The 18102-nt window shown below is 64.1% G+C and carries 22 protein-coding genes; 11 read left to right on the forward strand and 11 right to left on the reverse strand.

The genetic code is table 11. From position 1 onward, the window contains the following. Nucleotides 1-9: 9 nt before the first annotated feature. Nucleotides 10-405, reverse strand: a complete 396-nt coding sequence (locus O1W68_RS05320; RefSeq protein ID WP_269301876.1) for an ankyrin repeat domain-containing protein — start codon at nt 403-405, stop codon at nt 10-12. 33 nt (nt 406-438) lie between these two features. Here O1W68_RS05320 and O1W68_RS05325 point away from each other — a divergent pair, with 33 nt between their 5' ends. Together O1W68_RS05325 and O1W68_RS05330 are read left to right on the forward strand one after the other, a co-directional pair. After that, on the forward strand, nt 439-1530 hold the full coding sequence (locus O1W68_RS05325) for a septum formation family protein (protein ID WP_269301877.1): 1092 nt from the start codon (nt 439-441) through the stop codon (nt 1528-1530). A gap of 13 nt (nt 1531-1543) precedes the next feature. Continuing rightward, complete coding sequence (locus O1W68_RS05330) at nt 1544-1876, forward strand: metallopeptidase family protein (protein WP_269301878.1); 333 nt, start codon at nt 1544-1546, stop codon at nt 1874-1876. A gap of 124 nt (nt 1877-2000) precedes the next feature. Here O1W68_RS05330 and O1W68_RS05335 read toward each other — a convergent pair whose 3' ends face one another. Together O1W68_RS05335 and O1W68_RS05340 are read right to left on the reverse strand one after the other, a co-directional pair. Then, nucleotides 2001-2768, reverse strand: a complete 768-nt coding sequence (locus tag O1W68_RS05335) for a CbtA family protein (protein WP_442972287.1) — start codon at nt 2766-2768, stop codon at nt 2001-2003. A gap of 17 nt (nt 2769-2785) precedes the next feature. Beyond that, nucleotides 2786-2980 carry a CbtB domain-containing protein gene (locus O1W68_RS05340; protein WP_269301879.1) on the reverse strand — a complete coding sequence of 65 codons (195 nt, stop codon included), beginning with the start codon at nt 2978-2980 and terminating at the stop codon, nt 2786-2788. Nucleotides 2981-3204: 224 nt separating this feature from the next. Between O1W68_RS05340 and O1W68_RS05345 the strand changes: the two genes are divergently transcribed. The 4 genes from O1W68_RS05345 to O1W68_RS05360 all read left to right on the forward strand — a co-directional run bounded on the left by O1W68_RS05345 (nt 3205) and on the right by O1W68_RS05360 (nt 6299). Beyond that, nucleotides 3205-3771: a histidine phosphatase family protein gene (locus tag O1W68_RS05345; protein ID WP_269301880.1), complete on the forward strand. Its 567-nt coding sequence runs from the start codon at nt 3205-3207 to the stop codon at nt 3769-3771. Between the two features lie 92 nt (nt 3772-3863). Next, entirely contained in the window at nt 3864-4166 is a 303-nt protein-coding gene (locus O1W68_RS05350; RefSeq protein WP_269301881.1) for a PE domain-containing protein, read from the forward strand. A 55-nt stretch (nt 4167-4221) separates the two neighbouring features. Continuing rightward, on the forward strand, nt 4222-5487 hold the full coding sequence (locus O1W68_RS05355; protein WP_269301882.1) for a PPE domain-containing protein: 1266 nt from the start codon (nt 4222-4224) through the stop codon (nt 5485-5487). Further along, nucleotides 5472-6299: an ESX secretion-associated protein EspG gene (locus tag O1W68_RS05360; RefSeq protein ID WP_269301883.1), complete on the forward strand. Its 828-nt coding sequence runs from the start codon at nt 5472-5474 to the stop codon at nt 6297-6299. The genes O1W68_RS05355 and O1W68_RS05360 overlap by 16 nt, the downstream gene beginning before the upstream one ends. A 26-nt stretch (nt 6300-6325) precedes the next feature. Here O1W68_RS05360 and O1W68_RS05365 read toward each other — a convergent pair whose 3' ends face one another. From O1W68_RS05365 to O1W68_RS05375, 3 genes are read right to left on the reverse strand one after another with little or no spacing between them, the layout of a single operon-like run. Next, nucleotides 6326-6991, reverse strand: a complete 666-nt coding sequence (locus O1W68_RS05365; RefSeq protein WP_269301884.1) for a histidine phosphatase family protein — start codon at nt 6989-6991, stop codon at nt 6326-6328. Next, nucleotides 6988-7917: a prephenate dehydratase gene (gene pheA, locus O1W68_RS05370; RefSeq protein WP_269301885.1), complete on the reverse strand. Its 930-nt coding sequence runs from the start codon at nt 7915-7917 to the stop codon at nt 6988-6990. Before pheA ends, O1W68_RS05365 begins: the two co-directional genes overlap by 4 nt. A 40-nt stretch (nt 7918-7957) precedes the next feature. Beyond that, entirely contained in the window at nt 7958-8665 is a 708-nt protein-coding gene (locus O1W68_RS05375) for a hypothetical protein (protein ID WP_269301886.1), read from the reverse strand. Nucleotides 8666-8771: 106 nt separating this feature from the next. Here O1W68_RS05375 and O1W68_RS05380 point away from each other — a divergent pair, with 106 nt between their 5' ends. The 4 genes from O1W68_RS05380 (at nt 8772) to O1W68_RS05395 (ending at nt 12453) form a co-directional block, all read left to right on the forward strand. Beyond that, entirely contained in the window at nt 8772-9539 is a 768-nt protein-coding gene (locus O1W68_RS05380) for a DUF2470 domain-containing protein (protein WP_269301887.1), read from the forward strand. A 30-nt stretch (nt 9540-9569) separates the two neighbouring features. Then, nucleotides 9570-10376, forward strand: a complete 807-nt coding sequence (locus tag O1W68_RS05385) for a CPBP family intramembrane glutamic endopeptidase (RefSeq protein WP_442972288.1) — start codon at nt 9570-9572, stop codon at nt 10374-10376. Between the two features lie 169 nt (nt 10377-10545). Next, a complete protein-coding gene (locus O1W68_RS05390; protein WP_269302797.1) occupies nt 10546-11736 on the forward strand; it encodes an LCP family protein in 1191 nt (396 codons plus the stop codon). Nucleotides 11737-11898: 162 nt separating this feature from the next. Next, nucleotides 11899-12453: a ferritin gene (locus O1W68_RS05395; RefSeq protein ID WP_269301888.1), complete on the forward strand. Its 555-nt coding sequence runs from the start codon at nt 11899-11901 to the stop codon at nt 12451-12453. A 90-nt stretch (nt 12454-12543) separates the two neighbouring features. Here the strand turns inward: O1W68_RS05395 and O1W68_RS05400 are convergent, their stop codons facing one another. The 4 genes from O1W68_RS05400 to O1W68_RS05415 form a co-directional block, all read right to left on the reverse strand. Beyond that, on the reverse strand, nt 12544-13455 hold the full coding sequence (locus tag O1W68_RS05400; RefSeq protein WP_269301889.1) for a DUF5926 family protein: 912 nt from the start codon (nt 13453-13455) through the stop codon (nt 12544-12546). 189 nt (nt 13456-13644) lie between these two features. Then, the gene (locus O1W68_RS05405) at nt 13645-14412 is read right to left on the reverse strand and encodes a glycerophosphodiester phosphodiesterase (RefSeq protein ID WP_269301890.1); all 768 of its coding nucleotides are present in this window, start codon (nt 14410-14412) and stop codon (nt 13645-13647) included. Next, complete coding sequence (locus O1W68_RS05410) at nt 14409-15146, reverse strand: DUF4328 domain-containing protein (RefSeq protein ID WP_269301891.1); 738 nt, start codon at nt 15144-15146, stop codon at nt 14409-14411. The genes O1W68_RS05405 and O1W68_RS05410 overlap by 4 nt, the downstream gene beginning before the upstream one ends. 260 nt (nt 15147-15406) lie before the next feature. After that, nucleotides 15407-15751 (reverse strand): rhodanese-like domain-containing protein, encoded by a 345-nt coding sequence (locus tag O1W68_RS05415; RefSeq protein WP_269301892.1) that lies wholly within the window; start codon nt 15749-15751, stop codon nt 15407-15409. 187 nt (nt 15752-15938) lie between these two features. On the opposite strand from O1W68_RS05415, the gene O1W68_RS05420 reads away from it, so the two are divergent. Then, nucleotides 15939-16880 (forward strand): LLM class F420-dependent oxidoreductase, encoded by a 942-nt coding sequence (locus tag O1W68_RS05420; RefSeq protein WP_269301893.1) that lies wholly within the window; start codon nt 15939-15941, stop codon nt 16878-16880. Here O1W68_RS05420 and O1W68_RS05425 read toward each other — a convergent pair. Next, a complete protein-coding gene (locus tag O1W68_RS05425) occupies nt 16864-17925 on the reverse strand; it encodes an acyltransferase family protein (RefSeq protein ID WP_269302798.1) in 1062 nt (353 codons plus the stop codon). The two genes, O1W68_RS05420 and O1W68_RS05425, sit on opposite strands and share 17 nt — an antisense overlap. Nucleotides 17926-18102: the final 177 nt, after the last annotated feature.

Below are 18102 nucleotides of genomic sequence, written 5' to 3' on the forward strand. Positions count from 1 at the left end.
AGGAAAACCTTACTTGCCGAGCAAGTCCAGGTAGTCCTCGCGTCCGAACATGCGCGCCGCGTCGATCGCCGACGGATGCCCACCATGCGGATCCGCTCCACCCTCGACCAGCTCTCGCACCACCTCGTCCTCCCCCTTGAAGACCGCGCCTGCGAGCGGAGTCTGGCCCTTCTCGTTCGGCCGATTCACATCGGCACCCTTGCCGACCAGCATACGAACAGTGCGCGCGTGACCGTGATAGGCCGCCAACATGACCAGGGTGTCCCCCGCCTCGTTGTTGAGGTCGACCGGTACACCGGCGTCCAAATATGCCTTCAAGGACTCGGCATCACCGTCGCGGGCCATCGTGAACAGGCGGCCCGCAAGCTCGGCGATGTCAGCACTGGTCTCCTCGGGGTCTGTCATAGGAACCGAAGATACTCGGGCATGATGGAGTTGATGTCCACCAGCGATCCGGCCCGGCCGGGGAAACCCACAACGACACGCAACCCGCGCACAGTGTCGGCGCACGTTGCGCGTCGAGGACTCGTCTTTGTCGCTGTGGGGGCCGTCGCGGCTGCTGCGATCACGCTCTCCGTGTCCGGCGGCTTCTCGCAACCGGAGAAGATCGCCACCCACTCGGCCAGCAGTCCTGCGACGTCAGGTGCCGTCACGGCCAAGACGTTCGGCTCGGCCGATCCAGGCACGTGCCTGCAGTGGACGCCGACCGATGACCCCGCGACCGACCGACAGGACCTCGCCGAAGTTTCCTGCGCCGATCCGCATCGATTCGAAGTAGCAGCCGACGTCGATCTGAGTGCCTATCCCGGGCTCGAGTTCGCTCCGAACTCGATGTATCCGGGTGCGCAACGCTTCGGGCAGCTACGCGACGAGCATTGCGTCGATGCCGTCGACGACTACCTGGGCGCCAAGTTCGATCCGAGCGGCAAGTTCAGTGTCGGGCTGATGTTCCCCAGCGAAGCAGGATGGGCATCGGGCGAACGGACGTTGCGGTGTGGAATCCAGAAGTCCACCAACACGGGAATTCCGCAGGAGATGACCGGCTCGGTACTCGACCTGGATCAGTCGAACGTGTGGGAGCCCGGCACCTGCATCGGCATCCTGCAGAACGTGCCCGCCGATCCGGTCGACTGCAGCGCGCCCCATGCCTTCGAGGTGGTCTCGGTCGCAGACCTGAGCCAACAGTTTCCGAACGGAATCCCCAACGAGGCCGACCAGGACGCCTACCTCACGACGGTCTGCACCGACGCCGTGAATGCATACCTCGGCTCCCCAACCGCGCTGCGGGACAAGACGCTGACGCTGTTCTGGGACAACATCGACGTCACCAGTTGGCTGGCCGGTAGCCGTCAGGTCAGCTGCTCGATAGGCAGCGAGCTCGACACGGGTGGCTTCGCGACGATCGTCGGATCCGCACAGGGCGACATCCTCATCAACGGTCAACCGCCGGCACCGCCGCCGTCGGCACCGGACGGTCGGGCCCTCCCCACGCCGCTGCCCGGTGCGGCCCCGATCACGTCGGGAGGATGACATCCCTACCGACATGAGCCGCGCCGACTTCGAAAACGCCGTCGGCGACGCCCTGGACACGCTTCCGCCGGACATCACCGACCGCATGGACAACGTCGTCATTCTCGTCGAGGAAGAGCACCCAACCGAGGACATCCTCGGCCTGTACGAGGGGGTCGCGCTCACCGACCGTTACGAGTACAGCGGACACCTACCGGACGTGATCACCATTTACCGTCGTCCGATTCTCGACATGGTCGACGACGCCGAAACTGCCCGACGCGAGATCGCAATCACCGTCGCCCACGAGGTGGGGCATCATTTCGGCATCGACGACGAGCGCTTGCACGAACTGGGTTTCGGGTAGTTCCCCGCCGCTTGAATGGTCGATTTCAAGACATCTGATCGTATGAATGGACCATTCAAGCGGGCCGGGGTAAGCCATAACCAACTAGGCGCTGAAGCGGGCCGGGGTGAGCTGAACCCGACGCCTACGCCGCGACCGACTCCCGAGCCTTGCTGACGGCCCGATCGGTGAGGAACGCGAACGCCAGGCCGAGCGCGATCCACAGCGTTGCCTGCGTCGCCAGTGAGGACAGTCGGAACTCCCACAACAGCGTTGCCGGGAAATCCGCGCCGACTTCGTTGATCGTGGGCAGCAGTACATATCCCAGGCCTACGACGACGAGGAACGCCGCCAGCGGAGCCGCGATCCGAACAGCAAGCGAACTGTGCGACGCCACTGATTTTGCGACATACAGTCCGATTGCTACCGCCAACAACCCGAGAACGACCGAAGCGAGCCACAGCCAGGTGCGCTGGTCGATGGTGTCGGGGTCGCCCACGGCAGGTGGATTGGCCGGATATTTGAAGAACGGCACAGCTTCGATTGCCAGCCAACCGAGCGCGCCTGCAGCGATAGCGAGCGTCGACCCGGACAGCGAGGTGAACCGTCGTGCGTAGTGCAACACCGTCGCGAAGATCGCACCGAGCGCGAGTCCTGCAAGGCCGGTTGCCAGGAACAGCCCCGCACGCTGGCCGTCACGGCTGACGAGCGCATCTTCCTCGTCGTGCGAATGTGCGCCCGGGGTGGCTTCGACGTGCTCGGCCGCACCCGCCGCCTCCTCGATGGCGATGGCCGAATCCACGTGCGGCTCACCGATGACGAACGCGACGGTGCCCGCGAGCAGACCCGCGATGAGACCCGCAAGGAGTCCGCGGACGAGCAACTGGAGATAGGTCCCCTGCAAGGTGGTCACACGCGGGGACGACGTGGTCAGTGACACGGGAGACCCAGCAGGTGGCGTCCGTCGTGCATCAGTTCGTGCATGTACATTCCACTACGTGAAATGGCGCCCTGGTCGAAACCGACCAGGTAGAGCACGACGAATGCGAGGAGCACCACCGCCGCGGCGACGACTGCGAGGGCAGCCGACTCCGTGGCGTTGCTGGGATTGTGAACGATGGCCATGATGGAATGCCTCCTGGGATTGTGCGTCCCTTTCGAACCGAAGCGATGTGTCAGTTTTCTGGCTCTCGGAACCGCTGAGGTCCGATCACAGTGGCGCAACCGCTCCGGATTCACACCGGAATTGCCTGCACACATCGCGCTTACCCGCGAACTCTGGCACCGATCTCGGCCCGGTGTCAATCGGAACCAGGGTGCGATGAGCCCATGATTGGAGAGGAGGCCCGATGCCGTCGACAGTGACGCGGCTCTCGCTGGTCAGCCATGGCACGACCGAGGCGATGCGTCGCGCCAGGTTCCATTCGGGCGAACCGGTCGATTCGGGCGGGCTGAAGCGCTTGGAGGAACTTACCTTCGACACGGATGCCGAGATGACCATGATCGCGCCGGAGCGGCGAACTCGACAAACTGCGGCGGTACTCGGCGTACAGGGAGCCATCGTCGCCGACCTCGCCGACCTCGACTTCGGCGAGTGGACCGGCCGAACGATGGATGACCTCGGCGAATCCGAGCTGCTGGGATGGCTCACCGACACCTCTACCGTCCCACCGGGCGGTGAATCGATCGACGCGCTGTTCTACCGCGTCGGACAATGGATGAACAGGATGGCGACCGAGCGGCGTCGACTGCTGGCGGTCACGCATCCTGCTGTCGTCCGCGCCGTCGTCGTCAGAGCACTCGACGCACCGTCGTCCTCGTTCTGGCGTGTGGACATCCCACCCGCGACGGTGACGAATCTGAACTTCCGAGGTGGGCGATGGACCCTTCGGTCTGCGGCAGAAAAAATCACCTGAGCTTTTTTGCGCGGAGTGGAACCGATTGCGCAGTGCCGTCGTCAAAGTTCTACGAGAGCGAAATTTTCGCTGCGTGACGAAGGAGTGGGGTTATGCCAGGAAATGTGCGCGTCGACCCGGTTGCCCTCGAGACCGCCGCTGCCGAGTTGGATGCCCTGGCAGCTCGGCTCCAGACGAGTCTGACGGCCGTGTCGGTGCCCATCGAGATCACACCCGCCGGCAGCGAGGAAGTCTCACTGCTCGCCAATCGCTACTTCCTTCGCGCTGCGGGTTCGTTCACTCCGGCCGCCACCGACGCGATCAGCGAACTGATCGAGGCCGCTTCCGCACTGCGAGCACAGGCGTCCGCGTACCGAGATGTCGACTTCGAACACGGTCGGGCACTGACAATCTGAAGAGCTGACTATCCACGAGCACTGACGGGGCTGGGTAAATGACGGGGGAGATGTTGTGACACTGGGAGTAACGGGGGTCGTGTGGCTACCACGCACCGCGACAGTCAATTCAGCGGCGTTGCTGCTGGGAACCGGTCCGGCCCCACTGATCGGTGCCGCGGGCGCGTGGGGGTCGGTTGCGGCTGCCTATACCGACGCATCGATCACAGTGGGTCGGGTCATGGCTGTTCTCGCGGCCGGCTGGGAAGGCGAGGCGGCCAATGCCGCCCAGGCTCGCTTCGGCGGATTTTCGGCGTGGACGCAAGGTACTGCCACGCGTGCCACCGAGATCAGCGGACACGCTCTCGCCGAGGCTGCGGCCTATACGACTGCGGTCGCTGCGATGCCGAATCCGGTCGAGATAGCTGCTGTGAAATCCGCCAAGGTTGCCGCGTACAGCTCTGGTGGCGCATTGAACGGCAGCGCCGAAGCGCTCGAGATGACGGACCGCACGCTCGACGTTCGGGCTGCGCTCGTCATGGACGCCTACGAAGCTGCGACGACGCCACTGGCCATCACGGTCTCGTTCGATCGGCCGCCCGAGATCGTCAACGACACTTCTGGTGGTTCCTCCGGGCCCGACGGCAGTATCGCCAGGGGCACCTCGTACGAGGAAACGACAGCCTTCGGGTTCAGCGCCCACACCTCACCCGCGCAGGCGGTCATCGCCGCAGCCACAGCAGCAGTTCAGAATCCTGCGTTGGCGGCTGCCGCGGGTCAGGTGGCCAGCTCTGCAGGCTCGATCGCCGGCTCGAGTGTCACCACCGTTGCTTCCGCGGCCACAAACGTCGGCGGATCCGCGGTGTCGACGTTCATGAACTCACAGAACCCTTCGCAGGGCTCGGCGGGATCATCGCTCGCGGCTGCAGGCAGAGCCGATGCTGGAGCACTGGGTTCGGCGGCAACGCGAGCAATGTCCTTCGGGTCCATCGGTTCCGCCGGATCAGCGGGCACCGGCGGGGTCGGTTTCGGCCGGGTGTCGGGCGGTCTCGGTAGCACCGCGTTCGGGGCTCCCAACGGACCGGGGGGCGCGTCCTCGGTGGCAGGCAGTGAGCGCGTTCTGGCAGGCGCCAATGGCTCGGGCGTGTTCGGGGCGGGCGCGAACGATGCTGCAGCCACGGCCCGTGGTGCCGGTGGGCCGGCATCGACGGCCGGGGCCCAGGGTGACGAAGACGAAGAGCACCGGACGCCTGGTTATCTGAAGCAATTCGAGCACTTCGGTGACGGCCGCACGGTTGCACCGTCGGTCATCGGCGCAGAACCGACATGGAACGATCGTTGATCGACTTGGGGACTCGACCTCTCGGCCACACCGTTCCCTCCGCCGAGCTCGATGCCGATCGGATGGACTACCTCGTCGAGGCCCTCGGAATCGTCGAGCTACCGGTAGTGCTGGACGTATTCCCGCGGTTCGATGGGGCTGCTGAGCGAGCGGCCGCACTTCGGCGTGGGTTCGACGGCCTCGATCACGACGGATTGTTGCCCGACGGGCGGGTTCATCCCGACCTCGAGATGTGGTTGCGTGTTCTGGATCGGCCGCGCTGGTTCATCGCTGCACGACTGATCAGCAGGCCGTTCACCAGTGATTCTTCGATGACCGGAATCGCTCTGGCGTCCAACGAGAGCGGTTCGGTCCTCGCTGTGGCTTCGGGTGGGTGGCTCCGCCTAAGCGCATCGGTCGGGAATCCGGCGGAGGAACTGCTCGATGCACTCGGCGTGAGAAGGCCGTTCGAGTTTCACGGAATCGCGGCGCCGACAGATCTCCTGGCGGAGGCGCTCGACGGCGCACCGACCGATCGCGTCGCCACCTCGGCGAGACTCTCCCACATCGGAATCGAGGAGTCGGCAGCTGCCGACGTCGCCGCAGCCATGAGCACGTGCTCGGCCCACGCCGAGATCACCTCGGTCACAGTCGGTTCCGGAATCCGGACTGTCGGGCAAAATCCGGTCGCATTCTTCGACACTCGGCGTGGCCGGATCGTGGCAACATCGTCCATGGCGGCAGACGGTCGACAGTGGACGTCGTTGTCGCCTGGTTCTGATGGACGCGTGCGATCTGCGATCGAGGAGCTCATCACAGGCGCGGCCGACTGATCGGCGCGGTCAGCTGATCGGCGCGGTCAGCTGATCGGATCGTCGAGCGTGTGGCTGCCTTTGCCTTGAAATGGCAGAACGAAGGTCCCCCAGCGGACACATGCCCAGCCGCCGCTGGCAAGTGGTACGAGCTCGACGGTCCCGGTATTGTCGAGGTGGTTGTCCGCGGCGAATGCGCCATCCACGCCGCCCAATACGCCACCGACCAGCCTGATGGCGGCACCGTGACCGACCACCACCACATCGCGTGGATCATCCTCGAACAGGTACTGCTCGCGTAGTTGCTCGAGAACCGGCACGTAGCGGTCGAGAACGCTGCGGCCGGTCTCGCCGCCCGGCACCTGTGCGTCGAGATCGCCGCGGTGCCATGCGCCGTAGACGGCGGTGAATCCGTCGTGCGCTTCCTTGTCGGTGCGATCTTCCCAATCGCCTGCGGACGCTTCCTGCAGGCCATCACGCTCGAGCATCATCGAAGACGTGGCAAGCGCTATATGTTCGGCGGTTTGCCGTGCGCGAAGCGCAACAGAGGACACGAGCACCGCGGGCGGCCTCCCGGCTATGGACTGCCCGTATTTCCTCGCCTGCTCATGACCGACATCAGTGAGGGCGGCCCCGGGCGGCCGCGTGTCCAACCTCTTGGCTACGTTGCCGAAGGTCTGGCCATGTCGGACGAGGATCAGCTTGCCCGTCATCTGTCCCCTTTTCCGGCGCGCAATCCCGCCAACCACTCGATCTCTCTATCCAACGACGGGGGCGTCCTTCCTGTTCCCGTCGCGACAGGCCAAGATCCGAGGTATCGAAGTTCCATCTTGCGATGCAGCGCTCCGAGAGCTTCGGACACGGCAGGATCGTCGATGTGACCGACGCAATCGACGTAGAACCGGTAGGTCCCGAATTCGGTTCGGGTGGGCCGTGATTCGATTCTTGTGAGGTCGATGTCGCGGATCCCGAACTCGGACAGTGCACCGAGCAGAGCACCAGGCTGATTGTCCGGCATCAATACCACCGCGGTGCGGTCCGCTCCGGTGGGGGCGAGCGCAGGACGTGGGGCTCCGACGAGGACGAAGCGAGTGCGCGCATTGCCGACATCGGCGACACCGTGGGCCAATGCCGGAAGTCCGAGGCGCTCACCCGCGAGGACCGTCGACACTGCGGCATCCGCGAGTCCTGCAGCGACGTCCTCGGCGGCGCCGGCGTTGGACGAGGCGAAGTGCACCTCCACGCCGGGGAGGTTCGCGTCGAGCCATTGCCGAATCTGGTTTGCAGCAATGGGATACGCGCGGATTGTTCGAACCTCGGCCAGCGTCATACCGGGTGCACCGAGGATCGAGAAGGCTACCTCGATCTCGGTCTCGGCGAGAATCTGCAATCTCGTTCCGACGGCGAGAGCGTCCAGAGTCGGCGGAACCGACCCCTCGACCGAGCTCTCGATCGGCACGACGGCTGCCACCACACCGCCGTCGCGAACTGCCTGCAACGTCGATGGCGGGCTCGTCATCGGAACTCGTTCGACCTCTCCGGTGAGTCCGAGTTCGTCGAGAACGCCGAGTGATGTGAATTGACCGAGGGCCATCTCGGTGAATGTTCCCGATGGACCGAAGTACGCGATTGCAGGCACGGTCCGAGGCTACTGGGTCCGCTGAAACGCGTCAGACCAATCAGTCTGCAAGAAGGCCGGCGGCGAGAAGGACTGCGTGCGCGCCGACCGCGTCGTCCACTTCGATGCCGAGCAACACCGTTCGCACTGCTTCGGCCGCCTCCGGTCGTAGCGCGATCAGAGCACCGACGTCGGGTTCGGCCAGAGCTCGCAGTATGTCGTCGCCCCGAAGTGCGGCGACGGTGGCCGCGAGGATCGCGAGCACCTCTTCGCCCGATTGTGCGCGAGCGGAGAATCCGACTTCGGCGTGCGCGACCACCGCCAGGACATCCGCGATCCGACGCGGAGATTCCCACGCTCCGAACCCAGGAGTGCGGTGCGCGTCGACGATTGCTGTGACCGTCTCCATGACGTCGCCCTCGGTCACATCAGGAAACACCACCAGCGGCGACGGCAGCCGCAGCGACGTGGCTTCCGCGAGCGTGTCCTCGCGCACGTTCACGTGGTACCTGACCACCTCGTACAACGCATGTCGGTTCTTCCGAAGATCGTCCGGATCGATGTCGAGTTCGACGACGATCCGACCGAAGTTCTGCTCGGTTCGCACCGAAGCCAGGACCGAGGCGTCGATGACCGGGGGTCCGGTGGTGACGGCGTCGGGACAGCCCGAGGCTTCAGCGGCGGTGCGGCATCGCTGCTGCAGCAGCCCGGCGACGAGCGCCTGCGGATCGGGCCGGTGGGGCGCACCCAGGGTGAGTGGAATGGACACCGTTACACGGTAGACCGGGGAAATTCGCGCCGAACACTTGCGATCAAGGCAAGCGTCAACTAACTTAGGTTTGCCTCACCTACTAGGCATCGCATCGGAGGAAGTCATGATCGGCGCAACCACCACCGGACCGTCTACCGCTGAACGAGTCCGCAGCGCCTGCGCGCGTGCGGAAGGTGCAAGGCTGGCGATCGAGGGAAGCGAACCTGTAGTCACCCTGCTTCATCACTTGCGCTCGAACGGCGAAGTGATAGTTGCGGTACCGGAGGATTCGGAAGTAGCCACACTCGCCTGCCGACCTTCCGGCGCCGGAGTGCCCGCAGTCCTCGAGCTGACCGATCATGCACCGCTGGAGCTCCGCGAATCGGTCCGGTCACTGGTGTGGCTACGCGGGGAGCTTCGACCCGTGCCCGCCTCGCTCATGCGGCCGATGGCCGGCGCCGTAGCCGCCGAACACCCGCACCCGGCCTTGCTCGACATCGGCCACGGAACGATCCTTCTCCGCCTGATCCTGTCGTCTTCGGTGGTCGCCGACAGCACCGGTGCCGAACCCGTCGACGTCGAACACCTCCTCGCCGCCGAGCCCGACCCCTTCTGGGAGATGGAGACGAGCTGGCTGCAGCACCTCGACAGCGACCATCCCGAGCTCATCGATCAGCTGGCCAGAAGACTGCCGCCATCGCTCCGTCGGGGCCGAATCCGGCCGCTCGGGATCGATCGGTACGGGATCAGCCTGCGCATCGAGAGCGACCACGGCGACAACGACGTTCGGTTGCCTTTCGGCCAGCCCGTCGACGACAGCATGGCGTTGAGCCGTGCTCTCCGAGTACTCGCCGGATGCCCATTTCTGAACGGGCTGCGAGCTCGTAGCTGAGAACACCGGTCGGCAGGGCACACTCGTTACGTGATCGCCCTCAAAGGCTGGCTGTCTCCGCCCACGCCTGACACCGGCCCACCACCGGACCCGACCGAGCGACGAGCAATCAAGATCGAGATTGCGATCGTTCTACTGGTCACGTTCGGGCTCAGCGGACTGAGCAGCATCCTCTCGCTCGTCGAGGACGCAATGGTCGCGGGCAGCCTGTCGGAACAGACCGTCGCGCTGAACACCTCGAGTTCGAGCCTCGGGATCATCGATCTGCTCTACCAGCTTCTACGTATCCTCCGGCTCTGTGCCTCGGGCGCTCTCGGGATGTATCTGCTGTGGCGTGCGGGCCTGGGGCCTCGGCTCATCGGACTTGCGAAGCCGCGGTGGAAAAGCGATGCCTTACCCGGCCTCGGTCTGGCCGCGCTGATCGGCATCCCCGGACTGCTGCTCTACCTCGTCGCCAACGCCCTCGGGCTCAATCTCACTGTCGTGCCGAGCACCATAGACGATCATTGGTGGCGAATCCCCGCTCTCGTCGCTTACGCATTCGCCAACTCGGCCGCCGAAGAAATCATCGTGGTCGTGTATCTGATCTCCCGGCTGCGACGCCTCGGATTCAGCGAGAATTCGTCATTGCTCGCATCGGCGCTACTACGCGGGTCCTATCACCTCTACCAGGGCCTCGGGGGCGGCATCGGCAACCTGGCCATGGGCCTCGTCTTCGGAAGGTACTGGCAGAAGACCAGCCGACTATGGCCGCTGCTCATCGCGCATGCACTCATCGACATCGTCGCGTTCGTCGGTTACACCGCCTTGCGTGGCCACCTCACGTGGCTGCCGTAGGTAGAGTCGATCCGTGAACGACGACCAGCGAAACAGAGGGGCCCCTCGACAAGGTCCCCCTCCCGGCCACCGGCCGCCTCCCCCTGGTTATCGGCCACCACCCCAGAACCGGCAGCCGCCACCGCAGAAGCGGCAGCCGCCACCGCCTCCACCCGAGGGCACGCAAGTCATCCGCCGGGACGGTCGGAAACAGCAGCAGGCCTGGTCCCAGGCGCCCGAGCCCGGCACGGCGTCACGCCCACCGAATCCGACGCAGCATTATCCGCGCGATCCGGGCTGGGCACCTCGCCAGACTCCACAGCCCTATACCGAACAGGGCTACGGCGCGGAACCACCACGACGAAGGACCCCGCCTCCCCCACAACGCTCACCCCGGCGTCCGGAGCCGGCAAAACCTCCACGTGTGCGCAAGAAGCGACACCGGGGTCGACGGTTCGGCCTTGTCTTTCTCGTGTTGGCACTGCTGCTCGGCGGACTCGTCTACTTCGTCGACAGCTCACTGACCCGTATGGACGCTCTGAGCAACTACGACGGCCGCGTCGCCGATACCCCAGGAACCAATTGGCTGCTCGTCGGGTCCGACAGCCGCGCAGGCATGACGCCCGAGCAAGAAGCTGCATTGGCGACGGGCGGTGAAGTAGGGCCGAGTCGTACCGACACGATCATTCTGATTCACATTCCCGAAGGCGGCGGCGCCACCACGATGGTCAGCTTGCCCCGTGACTCCTACGTCTCGGTACCGGGCAATGGGCAGGACAAGCTCAACGCATCGTTCGCCTTGGGGGGTCCTCCGCTGCTGGTTCAGACCGTCGAGGGCGCCACCGGGGTACGCGTCGACCACTACGCGGAGATCGGGTTCAGTGGTTTTGCCGGGATCGTCGACGCACTCGGCGGTGTCGACATCTGTCTCCAGTCCGCCATCGACGATCCGCTGGCCGGCATCAGCCTGCCTGCAGGCTGCCAGGAGTTGGCCGGATCCGACGCTCTCGGCTTCGTGCGTTCACGCGCAACCGCACTCGCCGACATCGATCGAATGAACAATCAGCGTCAGTTCATGTCGGCGCTGCTCGCGAAGGCCACCAGTCCAGCTACCTATCTCAATCCACTGCGCATCTGGCCGTTGATGAAGGACACCGCCTCCTCGCTCAGCGTGGACGAGGGCGACCATTTCTGGAATCTGCCGTCGTTGGCATGGGCCATGCGCGGCGATCTCGTCACTACGACAGTTCCCGTCGCCGGGTTCGAAGACTCCGACGTCGGCAACGTTCTACTGTGGGACAACGATCGCGCATCTCAATTCTTCGACGCACTGGCACAGGACCGTCAGATCCCGCAGGACTTGCTGACAAGCGGTCCCTGACCACCTGGATCGACGGCGTATGCACGCCGACAAATCCCCGAAATACCTCGAAAATCAGGCAGTCGAAAGTAAAGAGTTAGGTAAATCTAATGTAGGCAACCGTGGCCTCAATAAGGCTGAGCTTGCATGACAATGCCCTCTGACCAGCCTATTCTCTACGACATGAGCGCTGACATCAAAGACACCACACATTCGAAATTCCACGCACTTCTGCGTGACCAGATCCGCAACGAATTCAACGCCTCGCACCAATACATTGCCACGGCAGTGTATTTCGACAATGCTGATCTCCCGCAGTTGGCCAAGCACTTTTACGCACAGGCCGTAGAAGAGCGTAACCACGCGATGATGATCGTCCAGTACTTCCTCGATCGCGACATCACCGTCGAGCTCACCGGCGTGGATCCGTCGAAATCAGTCTTCACCGATGCACGCGAGCCCATCGCGCTGGCCCTCGCACAGGAGGAGACCGTCACCGAGCAGATCATCCAGCTCGCGAGCACGGCCCGCGAAGAGGGCGACTACGTGGGCGAGCAGTTCATGCAGTGGTTCCTCAAGGAGCAGGTCGAAGAGGTTGCGAGCATGAAGACGCTGCTCAACATCGCTGACCGCGCAGGCCATAACCTGTTCGATCTGGAAGAATTCGTCGCTCGCGAGATGAGCAGTCCAGCAGGACCGGACACCAGCGCGCCGCGATCTGCAGGCGGCTCGCTGTAGAAACCTTCGACGCGCTCGACTGAATGTGGAAGCTATGCCCAACGGCATAGCTTCCACATTCAGTTTCAGCGCAATGGTTCGAGCGGGAAGTCAGCGCAGAGTTACCTGACGGCCACGAAGCCCATCGCGCGAGCGCAGCTGCTCGGACGTCAGAGGGCCTTCCACCGTGAGAGCCTCGTTCAACTTCTCACCGAATGTCACGGCCGGCAAAGACCACTCGGTCGGATGCATTTCAGGATCGAGATCGAACACCGGAACCAACAGGCCGTGCGCACGGAACGAACCGGCGTACCGCGAGCCTTCACCCAACGTGAGATCCCCTGCCGCATGCAGGCGAGCGAGCGCTAGCATCAGATCGTCCTCGCTCTCCGGACGAACCCACCGCAGATGCGCCTTGGCTCCCGCATCGACCCACCACGCAGCGACGAGACCGTCGCCCTCCAGACGCGCAGAAGGCATGATCGCCTGATTGGCGCGTTCCACCGTCGCAGCCACATCGGGCGCAGGCTCGAGGCCATCCGGCAGCCACCAATTGAAATCCTGATACACGGTGATGTCCAGCTGCGCCGACGGGTCGAGAACCTCGGAGAGTGCAGGCGTGTTGCCGTCCGGTATCGACGCATCCAACGACTCACCCGGTGCGGCCTCCCGTGCCCACTCCAGAGCGCTCGCCAAATCGGCCGCAATATTGGGCGAATGTGCCTGTACCTGCAGTCCGACGAAACCATTCACCGCCGAATCCGATTCCCGGACCAACGCAGCAACCGCACCGGGGAGCACGGTCGCGATGGCGATCGTCCGACCGGACGCATCCACCGGCGCCACCGCCGTCGCAGACGGAACGAACTCACGCATCGCGACGAGATCGCACTCCGCGGCCACACCCTGGAACGGCCGAACCGGCGCCGCCTCCAGACTTGCGCGTTCGGCTTCGCGTGCAGCTATCAGCGCTGCACGATTACTGCCCTGTTTCGGGCCACTGTTTCTTTTGCTCTTACCCACGCCCGAAACCTACACGCCGAACCACTCTCGAGGTCACTCCGCAGGCTCCGCTCCTGTTCTCACCTGGTCACTCCGCAGGCTCCGCTCCTGTTCTCACCTGGTCACTCCGCAGGCTCCGCTCCTGTTCTCACCTGGTCACTCCGCAGGCTCCGCTCCTGTTCTCACCTGGTCACTCCGCAGGCTCCGCTCCTAGTAGGCGTCGAGCCACGCCCTCGTACGGCCAGGATTGTTCGTCGCGATCCAGCTGACACCCAGATCGCGGCACAGTTGAACGTCTTCCTTCTCCTCGACGGTCCAGCAGTACGTCGCGCGGCCGGATGCTGCAGCTCGATCGACGATCCACGGGCGCTCGCGCAAGCTTCTGATCGACGGCCCGATAGCCGTGGCGCCGACCGTCGTCGCTGCGCCGCCGCCGAGATAGAACGAGGACTCACCCAGCAGGACTGTGGGCAACATTGGCGCGAATCGGCGTACTCGCCATACCGCGGTAGGAGCGAACGACATGATGACCGCACGCGAGAAGTCCGCAGACGCTGGTTGGGCCAATCCGTAGCGATGCAACTCGGCGAGGACCTTGTTCTCGATGAGGCTGCCGTACCGCACTGGATGCTTCGTCTCGATGAACAGTTTGGTCGGCTTACTCGTCCAGTCGAGGACCAGTTCGATCAGGTCGCTGAGAGTCAACAGCTCCGCCGACTCCGCGCCGTCGCCATAGTCGAATGCTTTGAGCGCCTCGAGGTGTAGTTCGCTGACCCGGCCCGATCCGGTGGATGTCCGGTCGACGCGGCGATCGTGGACGCAGACGATGTGGCCGTCACGAGTGAGCCTGACGTCGCACTCGAGGCCGTCGGCGCCTTCACGCAGGGCGAGGTCGTAGGCGGCGAGCGTGTGCTCCTTCTTCTCCGCCGACGCACCGCGATGCGCGACGACGAACGGGTCTCGACGGCTTTGACTCACCCGGTCGTCACTTTTTCATCACTTACCGCAGATTCGGATTCGGAGGGGCTGGGCGCAGGTTCCGTGCGGCCAACGGAGATGACCCATCGGGTCGGGGTTGCGCGGTCGGCCCCGCGAAGCCCCTGACTGTCGATCCCGCGGATGAGAAGGAGGGTCGAGAACGCCACGGCCGCAGCGACGACTGCCCCCACCGCGGACAGCAACACTCCGTCGGCCTCGGCTTGCAGGGTGTCGCGGAACCGCCACAGCGTCACGGTGAGTACGAGAACCCAATCGAGGACCCAGACTGCCCACCAGATTCGAACGAGCGTCAGAAGTTTCGTCCGTTCGATTCCGCCTCGAACGTCGACCAGTTCGGTCAGATAAACGCCCGGCATCGCCAGGGACAGAACGGGGACGAGCGATCCCAGAAACATCGTTCTCGCTCTTCGGGGGTCGCGGCTGCCTGCGCGGGCGAAGTGTTCTCCACGACGGACCACCAGCCAGGACACAGCAGCCACGGCGGCCGAGACTCCGATGATGATCGAGGCAACTTCGGCGAACACCACCAGTGCGTCCGAGGCCATGAGGACTCTGGGGTTCACCAACCGGGTTCGGTTGTAGAGCAGAATTCCGTATCGAAACAGTTCGGCGACGCATGCCAGTGCCAGCAGGGCCATCGTCAGCGTCAGCAATCCAGGCGCCGATTCGGCCCAGCGCTCGCGTCGGGAGGGATCGTCCGACTTCTTCTGCACCGGATTGTCGATCAGCCCCCACCGGGGAATCTGCTCGTACCGGGGGGTGGCGGAGGCCGGAGACGCGACGGGCCTATGTACACGAGGAGATTTGCTTCTCGGCCGGCGCGCTACCCAGCGAAAATTTCGAACACCCTGAGCGGGGGCCTGCGTCGACACCGGAGAGAGCAGGACTCCGTGGCATCGAGGACACCACACCGCAGGTAGCGTCCCGACAGGCCATCGAGTGGCACATCGTGCGCAGACCTGAAATGCAGGCACTAGAGGATTCTCGCCTCGGCGCCGTCGTCGCGTACGACTGGGCGTCCCGCGGCGTGCCACGCGTCCATTCCGCCATCGACGTTGATCGCCTCGTAGCCGATGCGCGCAAGGTACTGGACCACCTGCATGGAGCGTCCACCTACCTTGCAGACGACGTACAGGTCGGCATTCTGATCGATCTCACCGAGCCGTGACGGGACTTGGTTCATGGGAATGTGAAGCGCTCCCGGTGCGTGACCGTGTTGCCATTCATCGTCCTCGCGGACATCGAGTAGCACGACCGAACCGGTCGTCTCCACTGGAAGTTCGGCGGCGGGCACAGAGGACAGATCCGAGGCTGACACTCCCCGATCTTGTCACGGGTCCCGCGAACACTGCCACCCCCGTGGATTCTTCGGGCCCGCAGCGCGGGTTATCCACAGTTTCCACAGGCTCATCCACAGAAAAGCGTCCCGGTGCCGGTTTTATTCACAGACACCAACCTTCGGTCGGTAACACTCAATAAGCGCCCGCGGCTTCTAGCATTGGGGCATGGCCACACCGACAGTCGAACTCCGCGTCTTCACCGAGCCACAGCAAGGTGCGTCGTACGACGACCTTCTCCGTGTGGCGCAAGCTTCGGAGAGCGCAGGATTCGGCGCCTTCTTCCGCTCGGACCACTACATGGCGATGAACTCCGACGGCCTCCCCGGACCGACGGATGCATGGATCACGTTGGCGGGCATAGCCCGAGAAACGTCGACGATCAGGCTCGGAACACTGGTGACGTCGGCGACATTTCGCTACCCAGGTCCATTGGCGATCAGCGTCGCCCAGGTAGATGCCATGAGCGGTGGGCGCGTCGACTTCGGTTTGGGTGCTGGGTGGTTCGAGGAGGAGCACAAGGCATACGGCATTCCGTTTCCCTCACTCGGTGAGCGTTTCGACAGACTCGAGGAGTCACTGGCCGTTATCACCGGGTTGTGGGAAACGCCGTCGGGAGAGACGTTCTCGCACGACGGAAAGTACTACCCGATAGTCGACTCGCCTGCGCTACCGAAGCCGCTACAGTCCCCGCGGCCGCCCATTCTCATCGGCGGCGGCGGCAAGAAGCGAACCCCCGCTCTTGCGGTGAAGTACGCCGACGAGTTCAACATTCCGTTCGCATCCCTCGCGGACACCGACGCGCAGTTCGGTCGGGTACGCGATGCTGCGTCGGCTGCGGGTCGGGACCCGAGTTCTTTGATCTATTCCAGCGCTCTCGTCCTGTGCTGCGGACGGACCGAAGTCGAGATCACACGACGTGCGGGGGTCATCGGGCGCGAGGTACCGGAGCTGCGGGAGAACGGCCTGGCGGGCAGCCCTGCCGAACTCGTCGACAAGATCGGTCGGTACAGCGAGCTCGGCGCCGGACGGGTGTATCTCCAGATGCTGGATCTGAGCGATATCGATCACCTGGAGTTGGTGGCGGCAGAGGTCATTCCGCAGCTTTGACCGGAGCTCCGCTTTGTCTGCCGCTGCGGAAGCGCATGGTCAGCCATCGCGCCGCAGGAACCTCGACCCACCGGTAGAGCACTTCCGAAACACCGGCCGTCACGCCCAAGAACACGATGACCGCGCCGGTGGGTCCGGTCAGCGGGACGACGTTCTCGTACACGCGGTACAGGATCAGCGTGTGCACCAGATATATGGCGTAACTGCGCGTGCTCGTCCACCGCACGACTTCCCAACGTGCGATTCGGCCGTCGTAGCGACCGAGCAGAAGGACCGTGCCTGTCACCACGACGATGGTCCAGAGGTATTGATCCCCTGCCCAGTACGCGTGAATATCGGTCGCCAATCGCACCACCTCGGCCTGTGCGATAACGGCCACGACGACCCATCGCCACCCGATGATCTTCGCCCAACCCAGATAGATGATCTGCCCGAGGAACAGCGTCGGCAGAGTGGCCGCAATCTTGGACAACATCGGTACCGACCATGGCTGTGGGATGTAGAGGTTGTAGATCAGTACCACCGCGCACAGCACGGCTCCGGCAATCGGAACGACGACCGGCCGCGCCCGCAGGACATCTCTGGCCAGGACGCAATAGAGGTAGAACAGCAGCTGAACAGTCAGCGTCCAGGTGACCCCCAGCACCGCTACCTCGGGTTTCAGAAAGAAGCCACCGAGAACGAAGCTGAGGACGGCTTCACCATTGGTGATGCCGTCCTGACCACTGAACATTCCGTTGATTCCGAGCCGGACCAGAACGATCGCTGCCGCGACGGCCAACCACAACGCCGGTACCAGGCGCGCGAGCCGACTGACCATGAAGTCCCGACGGGATTGGCGCATCGCCGATCTGGTGACCAGCAGACCTGTCAACATCATGAAAGCGGCGACGCCGACGAAGGACAGGTGCTGGTTGAGCCCGGCCTCATCGATTGCCACGCGGGTGACGACGTCGATGACCCACCAGCCCTCGCCGCGGTCGTCGATCAGGTAGAACGAGACGTGGGAGTACAAAACCGCCACAACGGCGAGGAACCGAATCAGGTTCGCGCCGGTGAGTTCGACGCGCGGTGCGCGTACCTGTTCGGCGGTATTGAGGGTGTCGGCATGCTTGCTCGACCTGCGCAAGGAGACCACGCGGGCAATCTTAGGTTCCCGTTCATCTGCTGGACGAATCGTGGAGCAAACCCGTGACCTCGCCGTGACCTGGAACTGTTGGCG

It is taken from the genome of Rhodococcus sp. H36-A4 (assembly GCF_027158005.1).
Classification (GTDB): domain Bacteria; phylum Actinomycetota; class Actinomycetes; order Mycobacteriales; family Mycobacteriaceae; genus Rhodococcoides.

What these genes read in the sequence shown, in the direction of transcription:
- O1W68_RS05320 (WP_269301876.1), bottom strand. Translation starts at nt 405, where the DNA reads ATGACAGACCCCGAGGAGACCAGTGCTGACATCGCCGAGCTTGCGGGC.
- O1W68_RS05325 (WP_269301877.1), top strand. Translation starts at nt 439, where the DNA reads ATGTCCACCAGCGATCCGGCCCGGCCGGGGAAACCCACAACGACACGC.
- O1W68_RS05330 (WP_269301878.1), top strand. Translation starts at nt 1,544, where the DNA reads ATGAGCCGCGCCGACTTCGAAAACGCCGTCGGCGACGCCCTGGACACG.
- O1W68_RS05340 (WP_269301879.1), bottom strand. Translation starts at nt 2,980, where the DNA reads ATGGCCATCGTTCACAATCCCAGCAACGCCACGGAGTCGGCTGCCCTC.
- O1W68_RS05345 (WP_269301880.1), top strand. Translation starts at nt 3,205, where the DNA reads ATGCCGTCGACAGTGACGCGGCTCTCGCTGGTCAGCCATGGCACGACC.
- O1W68_RS05350 (WP_269301881.1), top strand. Translation starts at nt 3,864, where the DNA reads ATGCCAGGAAATGTGCGCGTCGACCCGGTTGCCCTCGAGACCGCCGCT.
- O1W68_RS05360 (WP_269301883.1), top strand. Translation starts at nt 5,472, where the DNA reads ATGGAACGATCGTTGATCGACTTGGGGACTCGACCTCTCGGCCACACC.
- O1W68_RS05365 (WP_269301884.1), bottom strand. Translation starts at nt 6,991, where the DNA reads ATGACGGGCAAGCTGATCCTCGTCCGACATGGCCAGACCTTCGGCAAC.
- O1W68_RS05380 (WP_269301887.1), top strand. Translation starts at nt 8,772, where the DNA reads ATGATCGGCGCAACCACCACCGGACCGTCTACCGCTGAACGAGTCCGC.
- O1W68_RS05395 (WP_269301888.1), top strand. Translation starts at nt 11,899, where the DNA reads ATGAGCGCTGACATCAAAGACACCACACATTCGAAATTCCACGCACTT.
- O1W68_RS05420 (WP_269301893.1), top strand. Translation starts at nt 15,939, where the DNA reads ATGGCCACACCGACAGTCGAACTCCGCGTCTTCACCGAGCCACAGCAA.